The sequence below is a fragment of the Umezawaea sp. genome, from assembly GCF_057122925.1.
The window spans coordinates 1-20,516 of the sequence record NZ_DBNGPQ010000008.1; the positions used below are offsets into that span (position 1 = coordinate 1).

22 protein-coding genes are annotated in these 20,516 nt (G+C 73.0%); 10 read left to right on the forward strand and 12 right to left on the reverse strand.

Annotated features, from left to right (window positions below; all coding sequences use genetic code 11):
- Both AC156L_RS00680 and AC156L_RS00685 read right to left on the reverse strand, forming a co-directional pair.
- A partial coding sequence (locus tag AC156L_RS00680; RefSeq protein ID WP_484406506.1) for a sugar ABC transporter ATP-binding protein occupies positions 1 to 1,242 on the reverse strand: 1,242 nt, incomplete at its 3' end.
- A gap of 1 nt (position 1,243) precedes the next feature.
- Complete coding sequence (locus tag AC156L_RS00685; protein WP_330881281.1) at positions 1,244 to 2,323, reverse strand: ABC transporter substrate-binding protein; 1,080 nt, start codon at positions 2,321 to 2,323, stop codon at positions 1,244 to 1,246.
- 145 nt (positions 2,324 to 2,468) lie between these two features.
- Here AC156L_RS00685 and AC156L_RS00690 point away from each other — a divergent pair, with 145 nt between their 5' ends.
- From AC156L_RS00690 to AC156L_RS00715, 6 genes are all read left to right on the forward strand, one after another.
- Positions 2,469 to 3,467 carry a LacI family DNA-binding transcriptional regulator gene (locus tag AC156L_RS00690; protein ID WP_330881283.1) on the forward strand — a complete coding sequence of 333 codons (999 nt, stop codon included), beginning with the start codon at positions 2,469 to 2,471 and terminating at the stop codon, positions 3,465 to 3,467.
- Positions 3,468 to 3,681: 214 nt separating this feature from the next.
- A complete protein-coding gene (locus tag AC156L_RS00695; RefSeq protein ID WP_330881285.1) occupies positions 3,682 to 4,236 on the forward strand; it encodes an RNA polymerase sigma factor in 555 nt (184 codons plus the stop codon).
- Positions 4,233 to 5,045: a zf-HC2 domain-containing protein gene (locus tag AC156L_RS00700; RefSeq protein ID WP_330881287.1), complete on the forward strand. Its 813-nt coding sequence runs from the start codon at positions 4,233 to 4,235 to the stop codon at positions 5,043 to 5,045. The genes AC156L_RS00695 and AC156L_RS00700 overlap by 4 nt, the downstream gene beginning before the upstream one ends.
- Positions 5,046 to 5,056: 11 nt before the next feature.
- Entirely contained in the window at positions 5,057 to 5,848 is a 792-nt protein-coding gene (locus AC156L_RS00705) for an ABC transporter ATP-binding protein (protein WP_330881289.1), read from the forward strand.
- Complete coding sequence (locus tag AC156L_RS00710) at positions 5,845 to 7,188, forward strand: hypothetical protein (protein WP_330881290.1); 1,344 nt, start codon at positions 5,845 to 5,847, stop codon at positions 7,186 to 7,188. Before AC156L_RS00705 ends, AC156L_RS00710 begins: the two co-directional genes overlap by 4 nt.
- Positions 7,185 to 7,736: a hypothetical protein gene (locus AC156L_RS00715; protein ID WP_330881291.1), complete on the forward strand. Its 552-nt coding sequence runs from the start codon at positions 7,185 to 7,187 to the stop codon at positions 7,734 to 7,736. Before AC156L_RS00710 ends, AC156L_RS00715 begins: the two co-directional genes overlap by 4 nt.
- Here AC156L_RS00715 and AC156L_RS00720 read toward each other — a convergent pair.
- Complete coding sequence (locus tag AC156L_RS00720; RefSeq protein ID WP_330881292.1) at positions 7,720 to 8,871, reverse strand: phosphorothioated DNA-binding restriction endonuclease family protein; 1,152 nt, start codon at positions 8,869 to 8,871, stop codon at positions 7,720 to 7,722. The genes AC156L_RS00715 and AC156L_RS00720 overlap by 17 nt on opposite strands.
- A 163-nt stretch (positions 8,872 to 9,034) precedes the next feature.
- Between AC156L_RS00720 and AC156L_RS00725 the strand changes: the two genes are divergently transcribed.
- Positions 9,035 to 9,655 carry a vWA domain-containing protein gene (locus AC156L_RS00725; protein ID WP_330881293.1) on the forward strand — a complete coding sequence of 207 codons (621 nt, stop codon included), beginning with the start codon at positions 9,035 to 9,037 and terminating at the stop codon, positions 9,653 to 9,655.
- Here the strand turns inward: AC156L_RS00725 and AC156L_RS00730 are convergent.
- The 3 genes from AC156L_RS00730 to AC156L_RS00740 all read right to left on the reverse strand — a co-directional run bounded on the left by AC156L_RS00730 (position 9,553) and on the right by AC156L_RS00740 (position 11,731).
- Positions 9,553 to 10,035: a universal stress protein gene (locus AC156L_RS00730; protein ID WP_330881294.1), complete on the reverse strand. Its 483-nt coding sequence runs from the start codon at positions 10,033 to 10,035 to the stop codon at positions 9,553 to 9,555. The genes AC156L_RS00725 and AC156L_RS00730 overlap by 103 nt on opposite strands.
- 1 nt (position 10,036) lies before the next feature.
- Entirely contained in the window at positions 10,037 to 11,269 is a 1,233-nt protein-coding gene (locus AC156L_RS00735) for an SLC13 family permease (protein ID WP_484406507.1), read from the reverse strand.
- Positions 11,270 to 11,335: 66 nt separating this feature from the next.
- Entirely contained in the window at positions 11,336 to 11,731 is a 396-nt protein-coding gene (locus AC156L_RS00740) for a nuclear transport factor 2 family protein (protein WP_330881296.1), read from the reverse strand.
- Positions 11,732 to 11,818: 87 nt separating this feature from the next.
- On the opposite strand from AC156L_RS00740, the gene AC156L_RS00745 reads away from it, so the two are divergent.
- Positions 11,819 to 12,196, forward strand: a complete 378-nt coding sequence (locus AC156L_RS00745) for a winged helix-turn-helix transcriptional regulator (RefSeq protein ID WP_330881297.1) — start codon at positions 11,819 to 11,821, stop codon at positions 12,194 to 12,196.
- Here AC156L_RS00745 and AC156L_RS00750 read toward each other — a convergent pair.
- The 3 genes from AC156L_RS00750 to AC156L_RS00760 all read right to left on the reverse strand — a co-directional run bounded on the left by AC156L_RS00750 (position 12,178) and on the right by AC156L_RS00760 (position 16,460).
- Positions 12,178 to 12,876: an SDR family oxidoreductase gene (locus AC156L_RS00750; RefSeq protein ID WP_330881299.1), complete on the reverse strand. Its 699-nt coding sequence runs from the start codon at positions 12,874 to 12,876 to the stop codon at positions 12,178 to 12,180. The two genes, AC156L_RS00745 and AC156L_RS00750, sit on opposite strands and share 19 nt — an antisense overlap.
- 101 nt (positions 12,877 to 12,977) lie before the next feature.
- Positions 12,978 to 15,833, reverse strand: a complete 2,856-nt coding sequence (locus AC156L_RS00755) for an AfsR/SARP family transcriptional regulator (RefSeq protein WP_330881302.1) — start codon at positions 15,831 to 15,833, stop codon at positions 12,978 to 12,980.
- Positions 15,834 to 16,091: 258 nt separating this feature from the next.
- On the reverse strand, positions 16,092 to 16,460 hold the full coding sequence (locus tag AC156L_RS00760; RefSeq protein ID WP_330881304.1) for an STAS domain-containing protein: 369 nt from the start codon (positions 16,458 to 16,460) through the stop codon (positions 16,092 to 16,094).
- Positions 16,461 to 16,601: 141 nt separating this feature from the next.
- On the opposite strand from AC156L_RS00760, the gene AC156L_RS00765 reads away from it, so the two are divergent.
- Both AC156L_RS00765 and AC156L_RS00770 read left to right on the forward strand, forming a co-directional pair.
- Positions 16,602 to 16,946 (forward strand): helix-turn-helix domain-containing protein, encoded by a 345-nt coding sequence (locus AC156L_RS00765; protein ID WP_330881306.1) that lies wholly within the window; start codon positions 16,602 to 16,604, stop codon positions 16,944 to 16,946.
- 67 nt (positions 16,947 to 17,013) lie between these two features.
- A complete protein-coding gene (locus tag AC156L_RS00770; RefSeq protein ID WP_330881308.1) occupies positions 17,014 to 17,466 on the forward strand; it encodes a response regulator in 453 nt (150 codons plus the stop codon).
- Here AC156L_RS00770 and AC156L_RS00775 read toward each other — a convergent pair.
- From AC156L_RS00775 to AC156L_RS00785, 3 genes are all read right to left on the reverse strand, one after another.
- The gene (locus AC156L_RS00775; RefSeq protein WP_330881310.1) at positions 17,418 to 17,687 is read right to left on the reverse strand and encodes a hypothetical protein; all 270 of its coding nucleotides are present in this window, start codon (positions 17,685 to 17,687) and stop codon (positions 17,418 to 17,420) included. The two genes, AC156L_RS00770 and AC156L_RS00775, sit on opposite strands and share 49 nt — an antisense overlap.
- Positions 17,688 to 17,741: 54 nt before the next feature.
- Complete coding sequence (locus AC156L_RS00780) at positions 17,742 to 19,841, reverse strand: putative bifunctional diguanylate cyclase/phosphodiesterase (protein ID WP_330881312.1); 2,100 nt, start codon at positions 19,839 to 19,841, stop codon at positions 17,742 to 17,744.
- Positions 19,842 to 20,052: 211 nt separating this feature from the next.
- On the reverse strand, positions 20,053 to 20,505 hold the full coding sequence (locus tag AC156L_RS00785) for a PepSY domain-containing protein (protein WP_484406508.1): 453 nt from the start codon (positions 20,503 to 20,505) through the stop codon (positions 20,053 to 20,055).
- Between the last annotated feature and the right edge of the window lie 11 nt (positions 20,506 to 20,516).

Here is a 20,516-nt window from a genome sequence, read left to right on the forward strand (position 1 = left end):
GGCCAGCAGCACCTTCTGCTGGTTGCCGCCGGACAGCTCCGACACGAGCTGGTCGGGGTTGGACACCTTGATGCGCAGCCGCTTCACGAAGGTGTCGACGATCCGGTCCTGCTTCTCCCTGCTGACCACGCCGAAGCGGGACAGCTGGGGCAGCGCGGCGAGCACGATGTTCTCCCGCACGGACAGGTTGGGGATGATCCCCTCGGCCTTGCGGTCCTCGGCCAGCATGTTGATGCCCGCGCGCATCGCCGCGCCGACGTCACCGGCCTTCAGCGCCTTGCCGCCGACCAGGACCGTGCCGCCGTCGAGCGGCAGCGCGCCGACGATGGCCCGCGCGGTCTCGGTGCGGCCGGAGCCCAGCAGCCCGGCGAGGCCCACGACCTCGCCGGGCCGGATCGACACCGACACGTCGGTCAGCCGCACCCCGCTGGACAGGTTCTCCGCCCGCAGCAGCGGTTCCTTCCCGGCGTTGTGATCCTCGCCGAACGCGGTCGCGCCGTGCTCGCGGATGTCGCTGACGCTGCGGCCGAGCATCAGCGCCACCAGCTCGATGCGCGACAGGTCGTTCAGCGGTCCGGTGTGGACCATCTTCCCGTCCCGCAGCACGGTGACCCGGTCGCAGATCCGGTACAGCTCGTCCATCCGGTGGCTGACGTAGACGACCGCGATGCCCTTCTCGTGGAGCCGTTCGACGACCGAGAACAGCGTCTCGACCTCGCGCGGCTCCAACGACGACGTCGGCTCGTCCATGATCACCACGTCGGCGTCGGTCGAGACCGCCCGCACCAGCGCGACCATCTGCTGCTCGCCGACGCTGAGCGTCCCGAGTGGACGCTTCACGTCGGTGTCGATGCCGTAGCCCGACAGCAGCTCCTCGGCGTCGCGGTTCATCTTCGCCCAGTCCACGAGCCCGAACCGGGTCCGGGGCTCGCGGCCGAGGAACACGTTGCCCGCCACGCTGATCAGCGGGACGAGGTTGACCTCCTGGTAGATCGTGGAGATCCCTGCCTCCTGCGCCCGCACCGGGCGGTCGAAGGACACCACCTCGCCCCGCAGCCGGACCTCGCCGGAGTCGGGGCGGTGCACACCCGTGAGCACCTTGATCAGCGTGGACTTGCCCGCGCCGTTCTCCCCGACCAGGGCGTGCACCTCCCCCGGCCGCACCGTGAACGACACCCCGTCGAGCGCTCGCACGCCGACGAACTCCTTCACGACGTCCGTCACCTCCAGCACCGGTTCCACGTCAGTACGCGTTCCCGAGCTTCTGGCTCGCGTTGGTCTCGTCGTACTGGTCGTCGGAGATCACCACGTTCTCGCTGATCTCCTTGCCGTCGGCGAAGTCCTGGAGCACCTTGAACGACAGCGGGCCGAAGCGCGGGTTGGACTCGACGACCGCGTTGTAGCTGCCGTCGGCGACGAGCTGCACCGCGTTCTTGGTGCCGTCGATCGAGACGATCTTGACGTCCTTGCCGGGCGTCTTGCCCGCGCCCTTGAGCGCGGTGACGGCGCCGATGCCCATCTCGTCGTTCAACGCGTACACGGCGGTGATGTCCGGGTTGCTCTGGATGAGCTGCTCCATGACGGCCTGGCCCTTGGACCGGTCGAACTCGCCGGTCTGCTCCGCGACCACGGTCAGGCCGGGGGTCTTGGCCAGCTCGTCCTTGAAGCCCTTGGCGCGGTCGGTGGTCACGTTGTTGCCCGACGAGCCGAGCAGGATCGCGACCTTGCCCGTCCCGTTGGTCACGCGGGCCATCTCCACCGCGGCGCGCTTGCCCTGCTCGACGAAGTTGGAGCCGATGAACGTCAGGTAGTCGGTGCAGGGCGTGGAGGTCACCTTGCGGTCGATCGTCACGACCGGGACCTTCTTGGCCTTCGCCGCGTCGAGCGCGGGCTGGAGGCCGTCGGAGTTGAGCGGCGCCACGATCAGCAGCTGCGCACCCCGGTCCAACATGGACTTGATGTCGCTGATCTGCTTGTTCAGGTCGCTCTGCGCGTTGGTGACGAGCAGCTTGTCCTCGGGGATCCCCAGCTTCGCCGCCTCGTCCCTGATGGACTGGGTCTCGGCGGTGCGGAACGGGTTGGCCTCCTTCTCCGACTGGGAGAAGCCGACGATCGCGGACTTCACGTCCACCTTCGGGTAACCGGTCTTGTCGAGCGTGCAGCCGGGGCCCGATGCTTGGGACGCGGCGGCGGAGGCGGCGGGGCCGGCACTGGCCTGGCCGGTGGTCTCGGCTTCGCGGCTGGTGCAGGCCGTCAGCGCGACGGTGAGCGTGGTGACCGCGAGCAGGGCGGCTTTGGTGCGGCGCACGGGCGGCGTGGACATCGGTGGCTCCTCGGTCGGACGGCGTGAGCCCCGTCACGGAGACTGGGCGACAACAGATTTACATCGTTGGTACAACGTTGTAAAGACCCAGGTGAACCGGCTAGGATTCGTCGGGTCCCCAACTACCGACGCCGATGGGAGGCCGTTGTTGGCCACGCTCAAGGACGTCGCCAGGCTCGCCGGTGTGTCGGTCAAGACGGTGTCGAACGTGGTCAACGGCTACGAGTTCGTGAAACCGGACAACCGTCGCCGGGTCGAGGAAGCTCTGGCCACGACCGGCTACCGCCCGAACATCGGAGCGCGCAACCTGCGCCGCGGCCGGACCGGCTCCCTCGCGCTGGTGCTTCCCGAGCTGAGCATCCCGTACTTCGGCGAGATGGCGGGCCTGGTCCTGGAGGCCGCCGGGGAGCACGAGTGGAACGTCCTGATCGAACAGACCCTCGGCACCAGGGACCGCGAGCGAGCCACCCTCGCGGCACTGGGCCCGCACATGATCGACGCGGCCATCGTCAGCCCGGAAGCGCTGCACGCCAGGGACTTCGACCAGCTCGACCCCGGCATCCCGGTGGTCATGCTGGGTGAGCACTCGGTGGACGTGCCGATCGACCACGTGGGCATCGACAACGTCCTGGCGGCCACCGTCGCCACCCGCCACCTGGTGGAACTGGGCCGCAACCGCATCGCCGCCATCGGCGCCCACCCGTACCGCGGCACGGCCACCCAGCGCCTGGAGGGCTACCGGACGGCCCTGACGACGGCGGGCCTGCCGGTGCGCGAGGAGTACATCGTCCAGGCCCTGAACTACCACCGCCGCGACGGCGCGGACGCGATGGCCCACCTCCTGTCCCTGCCCACCCCGCCGGACGCGGTCTTCTGCTTCAACGACCTGCTGGCCATAGGCGCCCTGCGAGCGGCGGCGGAACACGGCGTCAGCGTGCCGAGGGACGTGGCGGTGGTCGGCTTCGACAACAACGAGGAGAGCGCCTACAGCATGCCCTCGTTGACCACGATCGCCCCGGACAAGGCGGCGATCGCCCACAGCGCGGTAGACCTGATCCGCCGCAGGCTCAAGGGCGGCCAGGACCTGGAACCGGAGGACGTGCAAACCCCGTTCTCCCTGGAGATCAGGGAAAGCACCAGGTAGCGGAACCAGCGGCGGAGCGGCCCCTCCGCCCCGCCTCCGCTCGCGAGCTCTCCCGGCGGCCGGCGCGGCCGAGCGCAGGCACGCACCCCACCCCCCGCTCCCGGCACCCAGGACCGCCCCGCGGCGCGCGTCCTCCCTTCGAAGCACCCGCACCATGTGACCCATGACACACTCTTCGGAGAACCTCCAGCCCGACCGGGGCGTCTAGCGGGGTGTGGGACCGATCAGGACCGAACCGACCGATGAGGAGCACCTCGTCAGGCTGGTCGCCAAGGGCGACCGGGCCGCCTTCGAGGAGCTCTACCGGAGAACCTCGCCGTGGATCGCGGTCCGCCTGCGCCGACGGTGCTCGGACGACCAGGTCGTCGCCGAGGTCATGCAGGAGACCTACCTCTCCGTCTGGCGGGCGGCGGGTGCCTTCGCGGGCGCGGGCGCCGGTGGCACCGCGGTCGGCTGGCTCTGGACGATCGCGGCCAGACGCCTGATCGACGCCTTCCGCAGACGCGCGCACCACGCCGTCCCGCCCGCCGCGGCGGCGCCGGAACCCGCCTCCGCCGCGGCGGAGGACGAGGTGCTCGCCCACGTCGTCGGCGACGAGGTCGGTGACGCGCTGCGGCGGCTCGCGCCGGAACTGCGGCAGGTGCTCCAGGCGATGGTGCTCGACGGGCTGACCGTGCGGGAGACCGCGGTCCTGCTCGGGGTGCCCGAGGGCACCGTCAAGACCCGCGCTCGGCGGGCACGGATCGCGATGCGGGAGGCGCTGACATGACCGTGGAACACCCCAGTGAGCGGCTCGTCGGCCGCTACGCGCGGGGCGAGGTGGACATCCCGGCCGACGAGGTGTGGGCCGTCGAATCGCACCTGGAGTCGTGCGCGGCGTGCCGGGCCCGGCTCGCGACCGCCGTCGAGGGGTCGACGTCCGCGCTGCTCGACGCCGTCTGGACGGACCTCGAACCGCGGCTCGTGCCGCAGCCCCGACCGAGGCGGCACCGGCTGCGCGGGCTCGCGGGCTGGATCAGCCCGACGATGGTGCCGTGGCTGGTGATGACGATGGCCGTCACGCTCCTGGCGGTGCTGCTCGACACCTTCGCCGGGTGGAACACCGGGCCGAGCGGCGACGAGCTCCCGCTGGTGCTGCTCGTCGCGCCGGTGCTGCCGGTGCTCGGCGTCGCGGCGGCGTGGGCCAAGGCGCTCGACCCGATGCACGAGGTGGTCGCGTCGACCCCCCGCGCGGGCCTGTACCTGCTGCTGCGGCGCACGGTCTCGGTGCTGGTGGTGGTGATCCCGACGCTGTTCGTCGCGGGGTGGGGCTCCTCCACCGCGCTCTGGCTCGTGCCGTGCCTGGCCTTCACCACCGGCACGCTCGCGCTCAGCGGCCTGGTCGGCATCACCCGCGCCGCCGCCGGGCTGATCGCGGTGTGGGCCGTCGTGATCGTCGCGCCCCCCGTGGCGCTGGACCAGCCGTCCGTCGTCCTGCACGAGAACGGACTTCCCGTGTGGGGCGCGCTCTTCGTGCTCGGGGGACTCGTCGTGGCCGTCCGCAGGGGCGCCTACGCGGACCTGGGCGCACACCGATGAAGGGGAACAGGATGACCAACGCGGTGGACACCGCACCCACGACCTACGCGTGGGAGATCAAGGCGACCGGGCTCGTGGTCCGCGCCGGGGCGCGCAAGGTCGCCGTCGACGGGCTCGACCTGTCGCTCGGGACCGGCGTGCACGGCCTGCTCGGCCCCAACGGCGCGGGCAAGACCACCCTGATCAGGGCACTGGCGACGGTGCTCCGCCCGGCCGGTGGCGCGCTCGAACTGCTCGGCACGGCCGTCGGGGGACGTGCCGACCAGCGCGAGGTGCGCCGCAGGCTCGGGTACCTGCCGCAGGAGTTCGGGTACTACAAGCGCTTCACGGTCCGCGAGTTCGTCGAGTACATGGCGTGGCTCAAGGAGATGCCGAAGCGGGACGTCGCCGCCGCGGTGCAGCGGGCCATCGAGCGGGTGGGCCTCGCCGACCGCGCCGACTCCAGGATGAAGACCCTGTCCGGGGGCATGGTGCGGCGGGCCGGGATCGCGCAGGCCATCGTCAACGACCCGACGGTCCTGCTGCTCGACGAGCCGACGGCGGGCCTCGACCCGGCGCAGCGGCTGCGGTTCCGCGAACTGCTCCAGGAACTCGGCACCGACAGCTGCGTCGTCGTGTCGACCCACCTGGTCGAGGACGTGGCCACCGCGTGCACCGACGTCGTGCTGTTCGCCGAGGGCAAGCTCGTCTTCCAGGGCACCCCGGCGCAGCTGGCCGCGGCGGGCACGTCCGAGCACGTCGGCGACAGCCCCATCGAACGCGGCTACACCGCGCTCCTCAACCAGGGAAGGGGTGGCTGGTGAACCGGCGGATCCTCGGTGTCGAACTGCGGCGCTCGGTGGCGCCGTGGATCAGCGCGCTCGTGCTGCTGCTCACGCTGGGCCTGTTCTACCTGCTCAGCGCGCCGTGGACGAAGGGCTCGGTGGCGTGGGACGAGCAGTTGTACGCCACCACCCGGTGGCTCCGGTTCATGCTGGTGTTCCTGTGGCCGCTGGCGGTCGGCGCGGGCGCCCTCCAGGGTTTGCGCGACCACCGCTCGCGCATGGTCGAACTGCTCACCTCCACCCCCCGACCCGCCCTGCACCGGACCGCCGGGACCGCGGGCGCGATCGGTCTGCTGCTGGCCACCGCGTACCTGCTGCTGACCGCGATCGGCGGCGTGCAGGCGCTCGCGGGTGACGGCTACCTCTCCGCCACCTGGGTGCCCACCGCGCTGGTGGGGGTGCTCGGCCTGGTCGCGGGGGCGTGGCTCGGCCTGGGCATCGGGCGGACGATCCCGTCGCCGCTGGTGCCGCCGCTGCTGTCCGTGGTCGCGCTGGTGGCGATGATCCCCCTGTCGATCGAGGACAACGGCATCCCCTACCGGGTCTCGCTGCTCTCCCCCTCGCTCGCTCCGTTGGACAACGTGTTCACCGCGGTCGCCCCGGCCGCGAACGCGGGCCAGGCCCTGTGGCTGGCCGGGCTGGCGGCGACCGGCGTCCTGCTGGCGACCGCCTCCACGGTGCGCACCCGCCTGGCGGCCCTGCTGCCGGTGGCGCTGAGCGCCGCGCTGGCGACCGCCGTGCTGCCGTCCACCGCCTCGGAGACCTACGTCGTCGACGCGGCGGCGGCCGAGCAGGTGTGCGACGGCGACGTGTGCGCGTCGCGGGTGCACGAGGCCCGGCTGCCGCTCCTGGCCGGACCGGGCGAGGACGCCCTGCGGCTGCTGGCGAAGCTCCCGGACGCGCCGACCACCGTCCGCGAGCACACCGGGGAGGTCCCCCGGATAGGCCCCCGTCCCCGCTCCGCCGACGCCGTGACCTACGTGTTCGACGAGTGGCGGTTCGCCAAGCCCACCGGCACCGACCTCACCCGCATCCTCGTGGCGGGCGCGGGCCTCCCCCCGTGCTACGGCCTGAACACCGCCGGGGTCGTCGTGCAGCGCGAGCACGTGGCGCGCCTCGTGACCGCGGCCTGGTTCACCGGCGAGCTGAAGCCGCTGGTGGGCAGCAACTACCTCAACGGCGGCGCGATGGCCGACGCCGAGCGGACGTGGGCCACCTTCCGCACCCTGCCCGGGACCGAGCAGCTGGCCCGCGTCCAGGCGGCCCGCCGGATCGGCGTCTCGTGCGAGGGCGACCAGTGGGAGGCGTTGACCGGATGAGGTGGCTGACCCTCTACGCCCGCTCCCGCCAGGTCCCGGCGACCCTGGTGGCCGCCCTGGTCACGACGTTCGCCGTGTGGGCCCTGGCCGACCCCCCGGACCCGCACCTGGCGGCACTGTCGCTGGTCGCCGCCGTCGCGGTCCTGGCCACCGGTCTCAGCGGCCAGGACCCGCACCTGGACCGCACGGCGGCGATCCGCTGGCTCCCCCGCCGCCTCGCGCACGTGGTCCTCATCGCCGCGGTGTCGGCCGCCCTCCTGCTGGTCTTCACCACCGACCTGGCCCCGGTGTCGTTCGTGCTCCGCGACAGCGCGGGCCTGGCGGGCCTGACCGCCCTGGCGGCGGCGGTGTTCGGCGGCCACCACGCCTGGACCCTCCCCCTGGGCTGGCTCGCCGTCGCCCTCTTCATCCCGCGGACCGACGACGTGGGCACGCGGGTGCTGACGTGGATGCTCCAGGAACCGGACACCCCGGTGGCCTCGTGGACGGCGGGTGTGCTGGCCGTGGTCGGCACGGCGACGTACGCGGTGCTCAGACCGAGGCGCTGAACTCGCGGCGGTGCCAGGCGAAGTACTGCTCCGACTCCGCCCGGTGGGCGGTGCACCGACGTCCGTGCAGGCGGCGGAGGTGCTCGCCGACGAGGCCGGTCAACTCGGTCTCGGCGGGCGTGGCCACCAGCGTGCCCGTGGCGTCGACCGTCACGTGGCCCGCCTCGTAGAGGTGGTCGCAGCCGAACACGCAGGCCAGCATCGCGACGTTCCGCACGTCCGCGCGCTCGGCGGGGGAGCACTCCGACCGGCGCTTGACGTGGGCCGCCACCAGGAACTCCGCCGGGACCAGGTGGCCGCAGAGGTCGCACGGCGCCTGGACCCGGTCGCCCAGGAGCGCCCGCCGCAGCCTGCCCTGCTCCCGGCGGTACGGCCGCAGGGCGACCCCGTCGAGGCCGTCCAGCCGCGGGTCGTCGGGAACGGGGACGTCGACGGGCCCGGTCAGGGTGATCCTGGCCGGGCGCGTCGACGCCGCGGCACCCGGCAGCGTGGCCAGCACGGCGCCGACGAACGCGCTGCGGTAGCCCAGCTCCCGCACGGTGACGCCGACGGAACCGTCGCGCCGCAGCAGGTCGAGCCCGTTCTGGACCATGAGCACCGGGACCGGTTCACCGTCCGGTGACGCGTCGGTGGCCACGACCGCCACCGAACCCCTCAGCGCCAGCACCCTGTTGGGGGCGCCGGTCACCGTCCGGATCTCCTGGCCGACCAGCGGTTCGATGATCTCCAACGCGGTCGGCAGCACCGAGTCGCAGCCCGACAGCCCCACCTCGGCCAGCAGCCCGTCGACGTCGACGACCACCGACCGGTCGCGGACCACGTCGACCACCTGCGCCCGCAGCACCCGGTTCCGCAGCAGACCGGCCACCCTCCGGGTGAACCCGGTCCCCTCCCACAGGTTCGCGCCCACGAGGCTCTGAACGGCCTCCTCGGGCGTGGCCCCGTCCGGGCCGAACCGGGCGAGCACCCTCCTCGCCCCACGGCGGAACTCCGCCGGGTCGAAGTGCCGGTCGTGTCCCACGACGAGTTGACCGACGGCCCACAGCAGGACCACCGATCCGACCGGCGTGAGGTCGTCGACGGACACCAACAGGCTCGGCACGACCACGTCGACCGCCGCATCCCCCGCTCGCACACCGCACACAGTGACACATGGTCAACAACCACGACACCGCCCACCGTCAACGACCATCCGGGTGACCCCCTCGCACGCCACCCGACAAAGCAAATCCCCCCGTCAACGAACAGACCACACAGTCCTTTCATTCACACCAGCCGGGACACGGCGTTTCCCGCGAGTGAGAAGAGATGGGCTGCTGGGTTCCGTTCGTCGACGTGGACGACGGCGCGCGTTCGCCGCACTGGCCTGCGCGGTGGTGGCCGGGTTCGGCACCGTCGTCGCGACCCCCTCCACCACGGCGGCCCCCGCACCGGCCGCGAGCCGGTGCGGCCCGCTGGACGTGGCGTTCGCGCTGGACGACACCGGCAGCACGGGCGGCACCATCGCCACCATCAAGACCGGCGTCAACAGCATCGTCAACGACGTCGTGGCGGCGTCGGGCGGCGACCACCAACTGGGCCTGGTGACGTTCGAGGACACCGTGTCGGTGGTGAACGACCCGGCGCCCGGCAACGCGGGCCCGGTCGTGCACCACGTGACCGACGTCCTCGCCGCGAGCGCGGGCGGCGGTGAGCCTGAGGCGTCGGACGAGGTCGTGAACACGACCAGGCGTCCGACAGCGGGGTCGAGCCGAACCCGAACGGGTCGGTGTGGAGCAGCCCGGACGCCAAGGTGTGCCCGACGGCGGCGGACTGCTCACCGCGGTGGCGGCGGGATCGACTCGATGCCGGGTGCCTGCTCCGGCCACACCAGCAGCACCGGGCACGGGGCGTGGTCGACGACGAAGCGCGTGGCGTGACCGAGGCTCCTCGGGCCGAGGCGGTCGCGGTCGCCGTCGCGGGCGACGATCAGCAGGCCCGCGCCCTCCGCCGCGGCGACGACCTCCTCCTCGGGGCGGCCGTGGCGGTTCACCGCGGTGGCGGGCAGCTCCAGCTCCGCGGCGGCCACGTCGAGCAGGTGCCGCGCGGCGACCTCGGCGAACTCCTCCACCTGGAGACCGGGATCGCGTTCGGGGTGGCCCCTGCCGAGCAGCCCCGCGAACGCGCCGTGCGCCGCACCCGGCACGTCCGGCGCGGTCACGTGCAGCAGCACGACCCGCGAGCCGGGCGGGGTGAGGTTCCGCGCGGCGTGCACGCAGGCCCGCCAGGTGCCCTCGACGACCCAGACGACGACGTCCACCTCAGCCTCCGATCACGGTCAGCCCCACCCAGAGTCCCAGGACGGAGAGCACGAGGGACACCGGCACGGTGAGCAGGCCGAGCCGGGTGAACTCGGCGAGGTCGGTGCTCGTGTCGTGCTGGTGCAGGATGCGGCGCCACAGCAGGGTCGCCAGCGACCCCACGTAGGTCAGGTTGGGGCCGATGTTGACGCCGATGAGGACGGCCAGCACCGCGCCCGTCCCGCCCGAGGCCGCCAGCGGCAGCAGCACCAGCACGGCGGGCAGGTTGTTGATCAGGTTGGCGAGGACCGCGGCGACGGCCGCCAGGCCGAGCAGCGCGAGCAGCGAGCCGCCGCTCGGGACGAGGTGGCCGACGGCGTCGGACAGCCCGTTGTCGACGACCGCGCGGACGACGATCCCCAGTGCCAGGACGAAGAGGAGGAACGGGACGCTCGTGGACCCGAGCAGCGCGCGGGGTGCGGTCGTGCGGCGCACGAGGGCGCGCACGGCCAGCACCAGCGCCCCGCCGAACGCCGCCCACGCCGGGTCGACGCCGAGCGGTGAGGTGACCGCGAACCCGATCAGGGTCAGCGCCAGCACGACGAGCACGAACCGCGGCGCGGGGCGGGCGGGCACCGGCAGGCCCGCGTCGGCGCCCGCCGCGAGGTCGGTGGCGAAGAACAGCCGGAACACCGCGTACTCCACGGCGATGGCGGCGAGCCACGGCAGCGCCATCAGCCCGGCGAAGCGGGTGAACGAGATGCCCGCCGCGGTGAAAGCCAGCAGGTTCGTCAGGTTCGACACCGGCAGCAGCAGCGACGCCGAGTTGGCCAGGTGCGTGCACGCGTACACGTGCGGCTTGGGCCGTGCGCCCAGCCTGGACGCGGTGGCGAACACCACGGGCGTCAGCAGCACGACCGTGGCGTCCAGGCTGAGCACGGCCGTGATGGCGGCGGCGACGCCGAACACGGAGCCCAGCAACCGCTTCGGGCTCCCCGCGCACAGCCGGGCCATGAGCGACCCGGCCGCCTCGAACAGCCCCTCGTCGGCGCACAGCCGGGCGAGCACCAGCACCGCGGCGAGGAAGCCGACGACCGGAGCCAGCCGTTCGACCTCCGCGACCGCGTGCGGCACCGAGATGGCGCCGGTCGCCAGCACCACGAGCGCCGCGGGCACCGCCGCCACCGCCTCGGGCCACCCCCTCGGCCGGACGACGGCGAACGCCAGCACCGCCACCAGCAGCACCACGGACACGACGGTGTTCAGCTCGCACCTCCCCGCACGACGGACATCATCCAGCGCGGGTGGCCGACCGGCAGATCAGCTGCCCCAGAAGGCGTCCTCGACGTCCTGGTCCGAACCGAACAGCCACGCCTCCGCGATCACGCCGTCGGCGATCCGCAGCAGGTCCACCCCGTCCAGCGCGAGCGACGCGCCGTCGCGCTCGGCCACGAAGTGGATGGTGGCGGCGACCAGGTCGCCGTTGCCCATGAGGTGGTCGACGCGGTCGATCCGGAAGGTGCCGCGGCTGCTCTCCACCATCCCGCCGATCATGGCGAAGACCTCGCCCGCGCCGGAGCGGGTGCCGGAGAAGCGGTTCGCGCCCGGCTGGTGCCAGACGACGTCCGGCGACAGCAGCGCGCCGACGGTGTCGAGGTCGCCCGCGGCGAGCGCGTCGAAGTACTTCCGGACGACGGCGGTGTTCTGGTCGGACATGTGGAGCCTCCCTGTTGTCGTTGCAGGGAGCTATGGTTTCTTTTGGTAATCAATTACCTCAAGGTAACCATTGGACGGATGCGAGCCATGTCACACACTCCGCGCTGGGACGTGCTGACCAGGACGTGCCCGTCGCGCACGTCCCTGGCCCGCATCGCGAACAAGTGGACGGCGATGGTCGTGATCACCCTGGCCGACGGGCCCCGGCGGTTCGGCGAGGTCCGCGAGGCCCTGGACGGCATCAGCGGCAAGGTCCTCACCTCGACGCTGCGCGACCTCGAACGCGACGGGCTGCTGCGGCGCACCGCCCACGCCGAGGTGCCGCCCAGGGTCGAGTACGAGCTGACCCCGCTCGGCCGCACGCTGCGCGGTCCGCTGGAGGCGCTCTGCCGCTGGGCGGAGGAGCACATCCCGGAGGTGCTGGAGGCGCGGGACGAGTTCGACGCTCAGGCGGACCGGGGGTAGAGCGCCGCCACGCCGCCCGAGAGCCGCGACTGGACGGCGCGGCTGCGGTCGTCGGCCACGATCTCGGGCTCCCCCGCCTCCACGCCGTCCAGCGCGAGGGCCGCGATGACGGCCGGGTCGCTCTTGGGCGCGTCGACGTGCCCGACCATGTCGGTGTCGAGGAACCCGACGTGCAGCGCGCTGACCCCCGTGCCCTGCCCGGCCAGTTCGATGCGCAGCGCGCTGGTGAGCGACCAGGCGGCCGACTTCGCCGCCGCGTAGGCGCTGAAACCGGGCCTGGTCACCCAGGACAGGACCGAGAGCACGTTCAGCACCGCGCTCTCGTCGTGCTCGGCGAGCTGCGGCGCGAACGCCCTGGTGACCAGCAGCGTGCCGAAGTAGTGGGTGTCCATCTCCAGCCTGATGTCCTCCAGCGAGCCGTCGGCCAGCGACGCCCCGGTGAACGACCCTGCGTTGTTGATCAGGATCGAGACTCCCGAGGTGGCGCGTGCCGCGGCGGCGACCGACTCGGGGTCGGTCACGTCGAGCGCGATCGGGACGGCTCCGGGGAGGTCGACGGACGCAGGGTTCCGAGCACCCGCGTAGACCGTGGCTCCCCTCTTGATCAGCTGTTCGGCGAAGTGCCGCCCGAGTCCGCGGTTGGCACCGGTGACGAGTGCGGTGCGGCCTGCGAGGTCCATGTCGACTCCCATCCGAGTTGGTGGTTCCACCGTACTCCCTGGATTGGAAGTTCCGACTCAGGTGTAGCCCGGATCTCACGCGAGCGGTGGGACGGGGTGCGTCAGCCCGCGGGCTGGTGCTGGTCGAGCAGCCGGTTCGTGATCAGCCGGACGGAGGGGAGCTTGAGCTCCTCCAGGATCGCCAGCGCCCGCAGCCACGCCTCCCGCGCCCCGGACCGGTCCCCCGCCTCCATCATCGTGTCGCCGAGCTCCACCAGCTCCTCGGCCTCGTACACCGGGATGTTCGCCTTCCGGTACAGCTCGACGGCCCGCCGCCGGTACGCGATGGCCCGGTCGAACCGGCCGCGCAGCCGGTAGGACTCGGCCAGCACGACCCAGCAGTTGCCCTCGCCGTTGCCGTCCTCCAGCTCCCGGAAGATCGTCATGGCCTTCCTGGCCAGCGCGACGGCCTCGCCGTGCTCCCCGAGGTGGCTGCGGGCCCAGGCGATGCCCTGCAACGAGTTCGCCTGGCCGTGCAGGTCGCCCGCCTCCGCGTAGAGCGCGAGGGCCAGCTCGTGGTGGTGGGCGGCCTCCGCGAGCCTGCGGCCGCGGGAGAGGATCGACCCGAGCCCGCTGTGCACGTGGGCCTGCTCGTAGGTCAGCCCGAGGAGGCGGAAGATCTCCTGGGTGCGGTTGAGCAGCGCGATGGCCTCGGCGGGCCGGTCGAGGTAGTGGCGGGCCCCGGCGAGGCTGCGCATGGCGAGGGCGCGGCCGAGCTGGTCGCCCTCGATCTCGGACACGGCCACCACGACGGACATGATCGAGTCCCACTCGTGCCACAGGCCCTGGTACTGGAGGTACTGCTGCATCGACAGGGCGAGACCCCTGGCGTAGGCGGGACGGCCCGTCGTGGCGGTGTGCCGGACGACGGCCATGAGCACCTGGTGCTCGGCGGCCATCCAGCGGGTCGCCCGGTCGTCGTCCTCGACGGGCTCCGGGCGCACGCCGGGCAGCGGTTCGCCGGGGCTCTCCGGGATCATCCTCGGCCTGAGCAGCACGTTGGCCCGGTGCGCGGTCTGCCGGTAGTGGTCGAGCAACCGGTCGAGCGCCTCCGCGCGGTCCGAGTCGGAGTCCAGCTCCCGGCTCAGCTCGGCGGCGTACACCTGGATGAGCTCGTGGGCGGCGTACCGGCGCGGCACGTGCTCGGTGACCAGCCTGCCGCGGACGAGTTCGTACAGCAGGCGGCGGGTCTCCCTGGCGTCCGCGCCGAGCAGGCTCGCGGCGGCGGCGAGCGAGACGTCCGGTCCGGGGTGCAGCGACAGCAGGCGGAACAGCCGCGCGGCGCGCTCGCCGAGCATCCGGTACGACCAGGAGAAGACGGTCCGCACGTCGCCGCTGCTGCCGTCGTCGAAGGCGTCCAGGCTGCCCTCGCTGTCCTTCAGCTCGTCGGCGATCGCGGCCAGCGGGAACTCCGGGCGGGCGGCGGCCCGCGCGGCGACGAGGCTGAGCGCGAGCGGCAGGCCCGCGCAGAACCGGACCACGTCGTCGACCGCGTGCGGTTCCGCGCCGACCCGGCGGGCGCCGATCCGGCGCACCAGGTTCTCCCTCGCCTCCGCGGCGCCCAGCACGTCGAGCGACACGAGGTGCGCCCCGTCGGTCGCCATCAGCCCGGTCAGCCTGTCGCGGCTGGTGATGACCACCAGGCAGGTCGCCGAGCCGGGCAGCAGGGGGCGGACCTGGTTGGCGTCGCGCGCGTTGTCCAGCACCACGAGCATCCGCCTGCCCGCAGTGAGGCTGCGGTACAGGCCCGTCTGCTCGTCCACGGTGGACGGCATCCTGGTCGGCGGCACGTCGAGCGCGCCCAGGAACCCGCGCAGCGCCTCGCCGGGGTCCAGCACCGCTCCGCTGCGGTCGAACCCGCGCAGGTTCACGTACAGCTGCCCGTCGGGGTACAGCTCGGACACCGCGTGCGCGAAGTGCACCGCGAGGGTGGTCTTCCCGGTGCCGGGCATCCCGTCGATCGCGCAGATCACCGTGGACGGCGAGGCGGCCGGGTCCTCGGGCACCAGCGCGCGCAGCGCCTCCAGCTCCGGGCGGCGACCGCTGAACGAGGGCAGGTCGGCGGGCAACTGGGCGGGCCGGATGCCGACGCGGAACACCGACGGCGCCTCGGACCGCGCGGGTGCCCGCACGACGGGCGCGACCTCCTGCGCCAGGACCCGCTGGTGCGCCTCGCGCAGCGCGGGACCGGGTCCGATGCCCAGCTCCCCGGACAGGCGCGTGCGCACGGTCTGGTAGATCCCCAGCGCCTCCGCCTGGTGGCCCGCCGCGGCGAGCAGCAGCATGACCTGGGCCTGGAGCGCCTCGTCCAGCCTGGCCCGCGCCGCGACGGACCGCAGGGCGGGCAGCAGCTCCTCGGCCATCCCGGCCTTGCGCGCGGTCTCGGCGGCGGTCCTGGCCAGTGCGAGCCGCTCGTTGTCGATCGCGGCGAACAGCGCGAGCGCGCGCGACCCGGCGACGAGCCCCTCGGCGCTGCGGCCCCGCCACAGCGCGAAGGCGCGGGCGAACAGCGGCACCGCGGCGGCGTGGTCACCGGCGGCGGCCAACCGCCCGGCCTCGGCGGCCAGCGCCCGGAACCGCAGCAGGTCCAGCGAGTCCTCGTCGACCCCGAGCTGGTAGCCCCCGGCCTTGCGGAGCAGCCAGGCGCCCGCGGCCCTCGGCGGCAGACCCGGCTCCAGCATCCGGCGCAGCAGCCCGACGGACCGGTGCACCACGTTGACCGCGCTGCTCGGCGCGTTCTCGTCCCAGAGCAGGTCGACGAGTTCGCCCAGACCCACCGGTCTACCCCCGCGCGCCAGCAGGAACGCCAGCACGAGGCGCTGCTGCGGTGCGCCCAGATCGATCTCGACGTCGTCCCGCCACGCCCGGACGGGCCCCAGCACGGTGAAGCGCACCAGCGCGGCACCGCGTCCCGTCAACTACCGGCCTCCTCGCCGCTCACGGCGCGTCACCCCCCGACGAAAACGGGGTTATCACACGGTACCAAAGAGCGGGGGCGGCTTCGGCCGATCGACCGACTCGATTGCGTTCCGAGCAAGTTTCTGCCCGAACGGGCACACCGGACCACTTGCGGCAGAGGTCTGGTCCCGTTCGCGGACAACGGGAAAGACCGACCCGGACCGCCGCGCCCGCCGGACGACGAGACCCATCAGTCCACTGTGGACCCAATGGTGCCGTCAGCCCTCCAGCGCGGCCTCCAGCGTCGGGTAGACCTCCAGCAGGTCGTCCAGCGCGGTGAGTTCGAGCGGTCGCGACACCGCGCGGTTCGCGACGACGAGGCGGAACCCGCCGCCGAGCAGCCCCCGCCGGTGGCAGCGCACCAGCGCGCTGAGCCCGGTCGAGTCGAGGAACGTCACGCCCGCCAGGTCGAGGACGAGCGGAAGGTCCTCCCGCACGACCGCGTCGATCCGCTCCTCCAGGTCCGGCACCGTGACCACGTCGACCTCGCCCGCGACGGCGACCACCACCGCTCCCCGCTCCTCCCGGTGGTCCACGCCCAGCCACGAGACGCCCGCGTCGGGGTCCTGTCCGGGAACCGTGCGCATGACGATCTCTCCTCGCCTGGGTGGCCCTGGGGCCTCGTCCCGGAAATCTACAGCGGCGATAGTAGACATTGATCGACGATCCGCATAGAGTTTGTTTTCCAGCGGGTTGAGCTACGCTCCCGCGCCACTCGGAAAGGCCCTATGGACCCGACACCCGGCACACCCGACCAGGACGCGAACAGCAGGTTCGACGACGAGGACTACCCGGCCTACTCGATGGGCCGCGCCGCCGAGATCCTCGGCGTGACCCAGGTCTTCCTGCGCAGCCTGGACAGCGCGGGACTCATCACCCCGCAGCGGTCCGAGGGCGGCCACCGCCGCTACTCCCGCTACCAGCTGGAGCTCGCGGGCCGCGTCAGGGAACTGCTGGACCGGGGCACAGCGGTCGACGCCGCGTGCCGGATCGTCGCCCTGGAGGACCAGCTCGCCGAAGCGTTGCGGGCCAACGAGGTGCTGGAGCGGTCGCGACGGGAGGGACCGGGGTGAGCCACGACCGTCACGGACCACCCCGACGTGGCACGATGGCCCCCACAGGCTCGTGCCGATCCCAGGAATGGACGCCGCCGTGATGGTTCCCGCCGCACCGGCGATCGACGTCCTCCTGATCGAGGACGACCCCGGCGACGCCCTCATCACCGAGGAGGCGTTCGAGCGCCACCGCATCGTCAACCGGCTGCACCAGGTGCGCGACGGCGTCGAGGCGCTGGCGTTCCTGCGCAAGGAGGGCGAGTACGCGGACGCGCCCCGGCCCGACCTGATCCTGCTGGACCTCAACCTCCCCCGCATGGCGGGCCACGAGGTCCTCTCGGAGATCAAGCAGGACGCGGACCTCCGCCGCATCCCGGTGGTCGTGCTGACGACGTCCGGCGCCGAGGAGGACGTGCTGCGCAGCTACCAGCTGCACGCGAACGCGTTCGTGACCAAACCGGTCGACTTCGACGCGTTCGTGACGGCCATTCAGCACATCGACGACTTCTTCATCACCGTGGTCGCCCGCCCGCGGTAGTGGACGCCGGGCCGCGCGGTCACCTCGACCGCCACCGGCACGCCCGCGCTGCCCCACGGGTGCGGCACCGCGTGGCGGAACGACCGGTCCGACCTCGGCGGCGTCGGCCAGTACGCCGTCGACGTCACGCCGGTGTCGAAGCGCGCGGCGATGCCCGACGTCGTCCACGCCTCGAACACCGTGACCGGGGCGGTGAAGGGCCTGACCAACGCACCGGTCACGCCCTAGTCCCGCGCGCGACCGGGCCCGGCGGAGGTCAGGAGCCCGGTCCGCGGTCACTCCCGCTCCGCCGCCCACACCACCGACGGCTGCACGTCCCAGTTCTCCGCCACGTCCGGCTTGCCGAACAGGTACCCCTGCGCGTAGTCGCAGCCCGCCGCCCTCAGCCACTCGGCCTGGGAGGGGGTTTCGATGCCCTCGGCGACCGCCACCGCGCCCAGGACCCTCGTCAGGTCGATGATGCAGCGGACGACGCCCGCCGTGCGGCCGGACTCGCCCAGTTCCGCGGTGAACGACTTGTCGATCTTCACGACGTCGAACGGGTAGCGCTGGAGGTAGCTCAGCGACGAGTAGCCGGTGCCGAAGTCGTCCAGCGCCACGCGCACGCCCGCGTCGCGGACGGCCATCAGGGTGCGCATGGCGACCTCGTCGGCCCACACCGACTCGGTGACCTCGATCGTCAGCCCGCCGGGGCGCAGGCCGGTCGTGGTGAGCACCTGGTCGAGGGTGTCGAGGAAACCCGCCTGGGAGAGCTGGCGGGTGGACACGTTGACCGTGACGCCGATGGACCGCTCCTGCCAGCGCACGGCCTGCTCGCAGGCGTCGAGCAGCACGCGGTTGCCCAGCGGCACGATGAGGCCGGTCTCCTCGGCGAGCCCGATGAACTCGACCGGGCTCAGCAGGCCGTGGCCGGGGCGCTGCCAGCGGACGAGCGCTTCGGCGCCGGTCACGCGACCGCTCGCCAGGTCCACGATCGGCTGGTAGTGCAGGACGAGCTGGCCGCTGTCGATGGCGGCGCGCAGGTCGACCTTGTCGCGCTGCCGCGCCAGCGCCTGCTCGCCCATCTCCGGGTGGAACAGCCGGTGGCGGGCGCCGCCCTCGCGCTTGGCGACGTACATGGCGGTGTCGGCGTCGCGCAGCAGGTCGGCCGCGACGCCGTCGCGCTCGGCCACCGCGATCCCGACGCTGGCGCGGATCACCAGCTCGTAGCCGAACGCGGACAGCGGCTCGGCCAGCGCGTCGAGGATCCGGTCGGCGAGCCGGACGCCGGCGGCGGTGTCGTGGCCGGGGGCGAGGACGGCGAACTCGTCACCCCCTATCCGCGCGGCGACCGCGCCGGGGCCGACGGCCGAGTGGATGCGGTCGGCGGCCGACACCAGGTACTCGTCACCGGCCTCGTGGCCCTCGGTGTCGTTGATCTCCTTGAACTGGTCGAGGTCGATGACCAGCAGGCCGACGGGGCCGCCGTCGCCGGGCACGGCCTGGTCGACGAGGTGCAGGAAGTGCGCGCGGCCGACGAGCCCGGTCAGCTCGTCGCGCTCGGAACGGGTGCGCAGCGCCTCCTCGCGGCGGGACCGGGCGCTCACGTCCACCACGGCGACCAGCGTGCGGTCCGGGTCGACGGGCGTGGGGTGCAGCGCGAGCACCCCGGTCCGGCCGACCCGGACCTCCACCGGGTCCGACGCGGTGCGGCAGCCGTGGTCGCAGGCGGTGATGTCGGGGCCGTGGGGGCACGGCACCGCGCCCGGCTCCGACCAGTCGAGCAGGGCCCGCGCGCGGTCGTTGTGCAGCCGCGGCACGCCGTCGCGGCCGAGCAGCACCAGGCCGACGGGGCTGGCCTGCACGACCGCCGAGAGGGTCAGGTGGGCGGAGTCGGCGGCCTCGGCCGCGCCCACGACCTTGTACAGCGCCCCCGAGCCGATCACCAGGCCCACGAGCGGCATGAGGCTGCCCACCAGCGCGTCGATGCCGTGCGGCTGCGAGTCGAGACCCAGCCCGATGGCCGCGCCGAGCCCGACCACGTACCCCAGCAGCGCGGGTGTCGCCTTGAGCGGGAACCACGCCGTCCCGCCGCGCAGCGACCGCCGGACGGTCACGCCGAAGAGGAACCCGATCACCGGCTGCGGGCCGGGCAGCGCGAGGAACGCCGACACCGCGACCACGCCCTCCGCGACGGCCACCCACCACGCGTCGCCGTCCGGGCTCACCACCCACGTCGTGAGCACCACGACCGCGAGCGCCACCAGCGGGTGGTGCAGCGGCCCCTGCCCCGTGCCGACGAGCGCCGCCAGCAGTGCGAGCCCGCCCATCCAGGCGAACGCGCTGGTGAGCAGGCGTACTCCCCGTAGTTCAACCTTGTCCCGCGCTGTCGCCACCTCGTCCACCGGTTCCGCGGTCGGCGCCGAAACCCCCAGGTCGTGGCGCGGCCGACACCTTTCGTGCGAAGGCTCGCAAGGTGCAATCGTCGCACGACCGGGACAACCGCCACCAGGGTGATCGAACGACCGGTGACGACCGGAAGGACCATCCTTTGTAGACCAGAAGTGCGGCGGAAGGCCCGTTGGCCAGGCCTTCCGCCGCGGCGGACTAGTGACCGCGACCGCCTCGACCCCACCGGCCGGAACCGTGACCACGACCGGGGCCGTGGGGCCGTCCGTCCGCGCACACCTCCCCGGTCTCCTCGTCGACCCGCACGTCGTGGCGGCGTCCGTCCTGCCCCTCGATCCGCACGTGCCACACCCACCGGCCGTGCTCCCACTCCCGTTCGGAGCGCTCCACGCGCCCCCCGCCCACCTCGTCGAGCGCCTTCCGCTCCGCCTCCTCCGCCGTCAGCCCCGCGGCGGCCGACGGGGACGGGGCGGCGGAGGAGGTCGACGTGGACGGCGGCGCCGACGCGGTGGTCGACCTGACCGAGGTGGACGTCCCGCCGGTGGTCGCGACGGTGCCGTCGGAGCCCGTGAAGGCCGCCGCCGCGGTCCCCGCGGTCACCAGCAGCGCGAGCGTTCCGCCCACGAGGGCGGCCCTGTTCCAGTTCGACACGATCGGCCCCT

Bases quoted from the DNA above. Each gene is read 5' to 3' on its own strand.
- AC156L_RS00750 (WP_330881299.1), bottom strand. From the start codon at position 12,876: ATGGACCTCGCAGGCCGCACCGCACTCGTCACCGGTGCCAACCGCGGA.
- AC156L_RS00765 (WP_330881306.1), top strand. From the start codon at position 16,602: ATGGACCCGACACCCGGCACACCCGACCAGGACGCGAACAGCAGGTTC.
- AC156L_RS00700 (WP_330881287.1), top strand. From the start codon at position 4,233: ATGACCGTGGAACACCCCAGTGAGCGGCTCGTCGGCCGCTACGCGCGG.
- AC156L_RS00715 (WP_330881291.1), top strand. From the start codon at position 7,185: ATGAGGTGGCTGACCCTCTACGCCCGCTCCCGCCAGGTCCCGGCGACC.
- AC156L_RS00705 (WP_330881289.1), top strand. From the start codon at position 5,057: ATGACCAACGCGGTGGACACCGCACCCACGACCTACGCGTGGGAGATC.
- AC156L_RS00740 (WP_330881296.1), bottom strand. From the start codon at position 11,731: ATGTCCGACCAGAACACCGCCGTCGTCCGGAAGTACTTCGACGCGCTC.
- AC156L_RS00770 (WP_330881308.1), top strand. From the start codon at position 17,014: ATGGACGCCGCCGTGATGGTTCCCGCCGCACCGGCGATCGACGTCCTC.
- AC156L_RS00745 (WP_330881297.1), top strand. From the start codon at position 11,819: ATGTCACACACTCCGCGCTGGGACGTGCTGACCAGGACGTGCCCGTCG.
- AC156L_RS00685 (WP_330881281.1), bottom strand. From the start codon at position 2,323: ATGTCCACGCCGCCCGTGCGCCGCACCAAAGCCGCCCTGCTCGCGGTC.
- AC156L_RS00760 (WP_330881304.1), bottom strand. From the start codon at position 16,460: ATGCGCACGGTTCCCGGACAGGACCCCGACGCGGGCGTCTCGTGGCTG.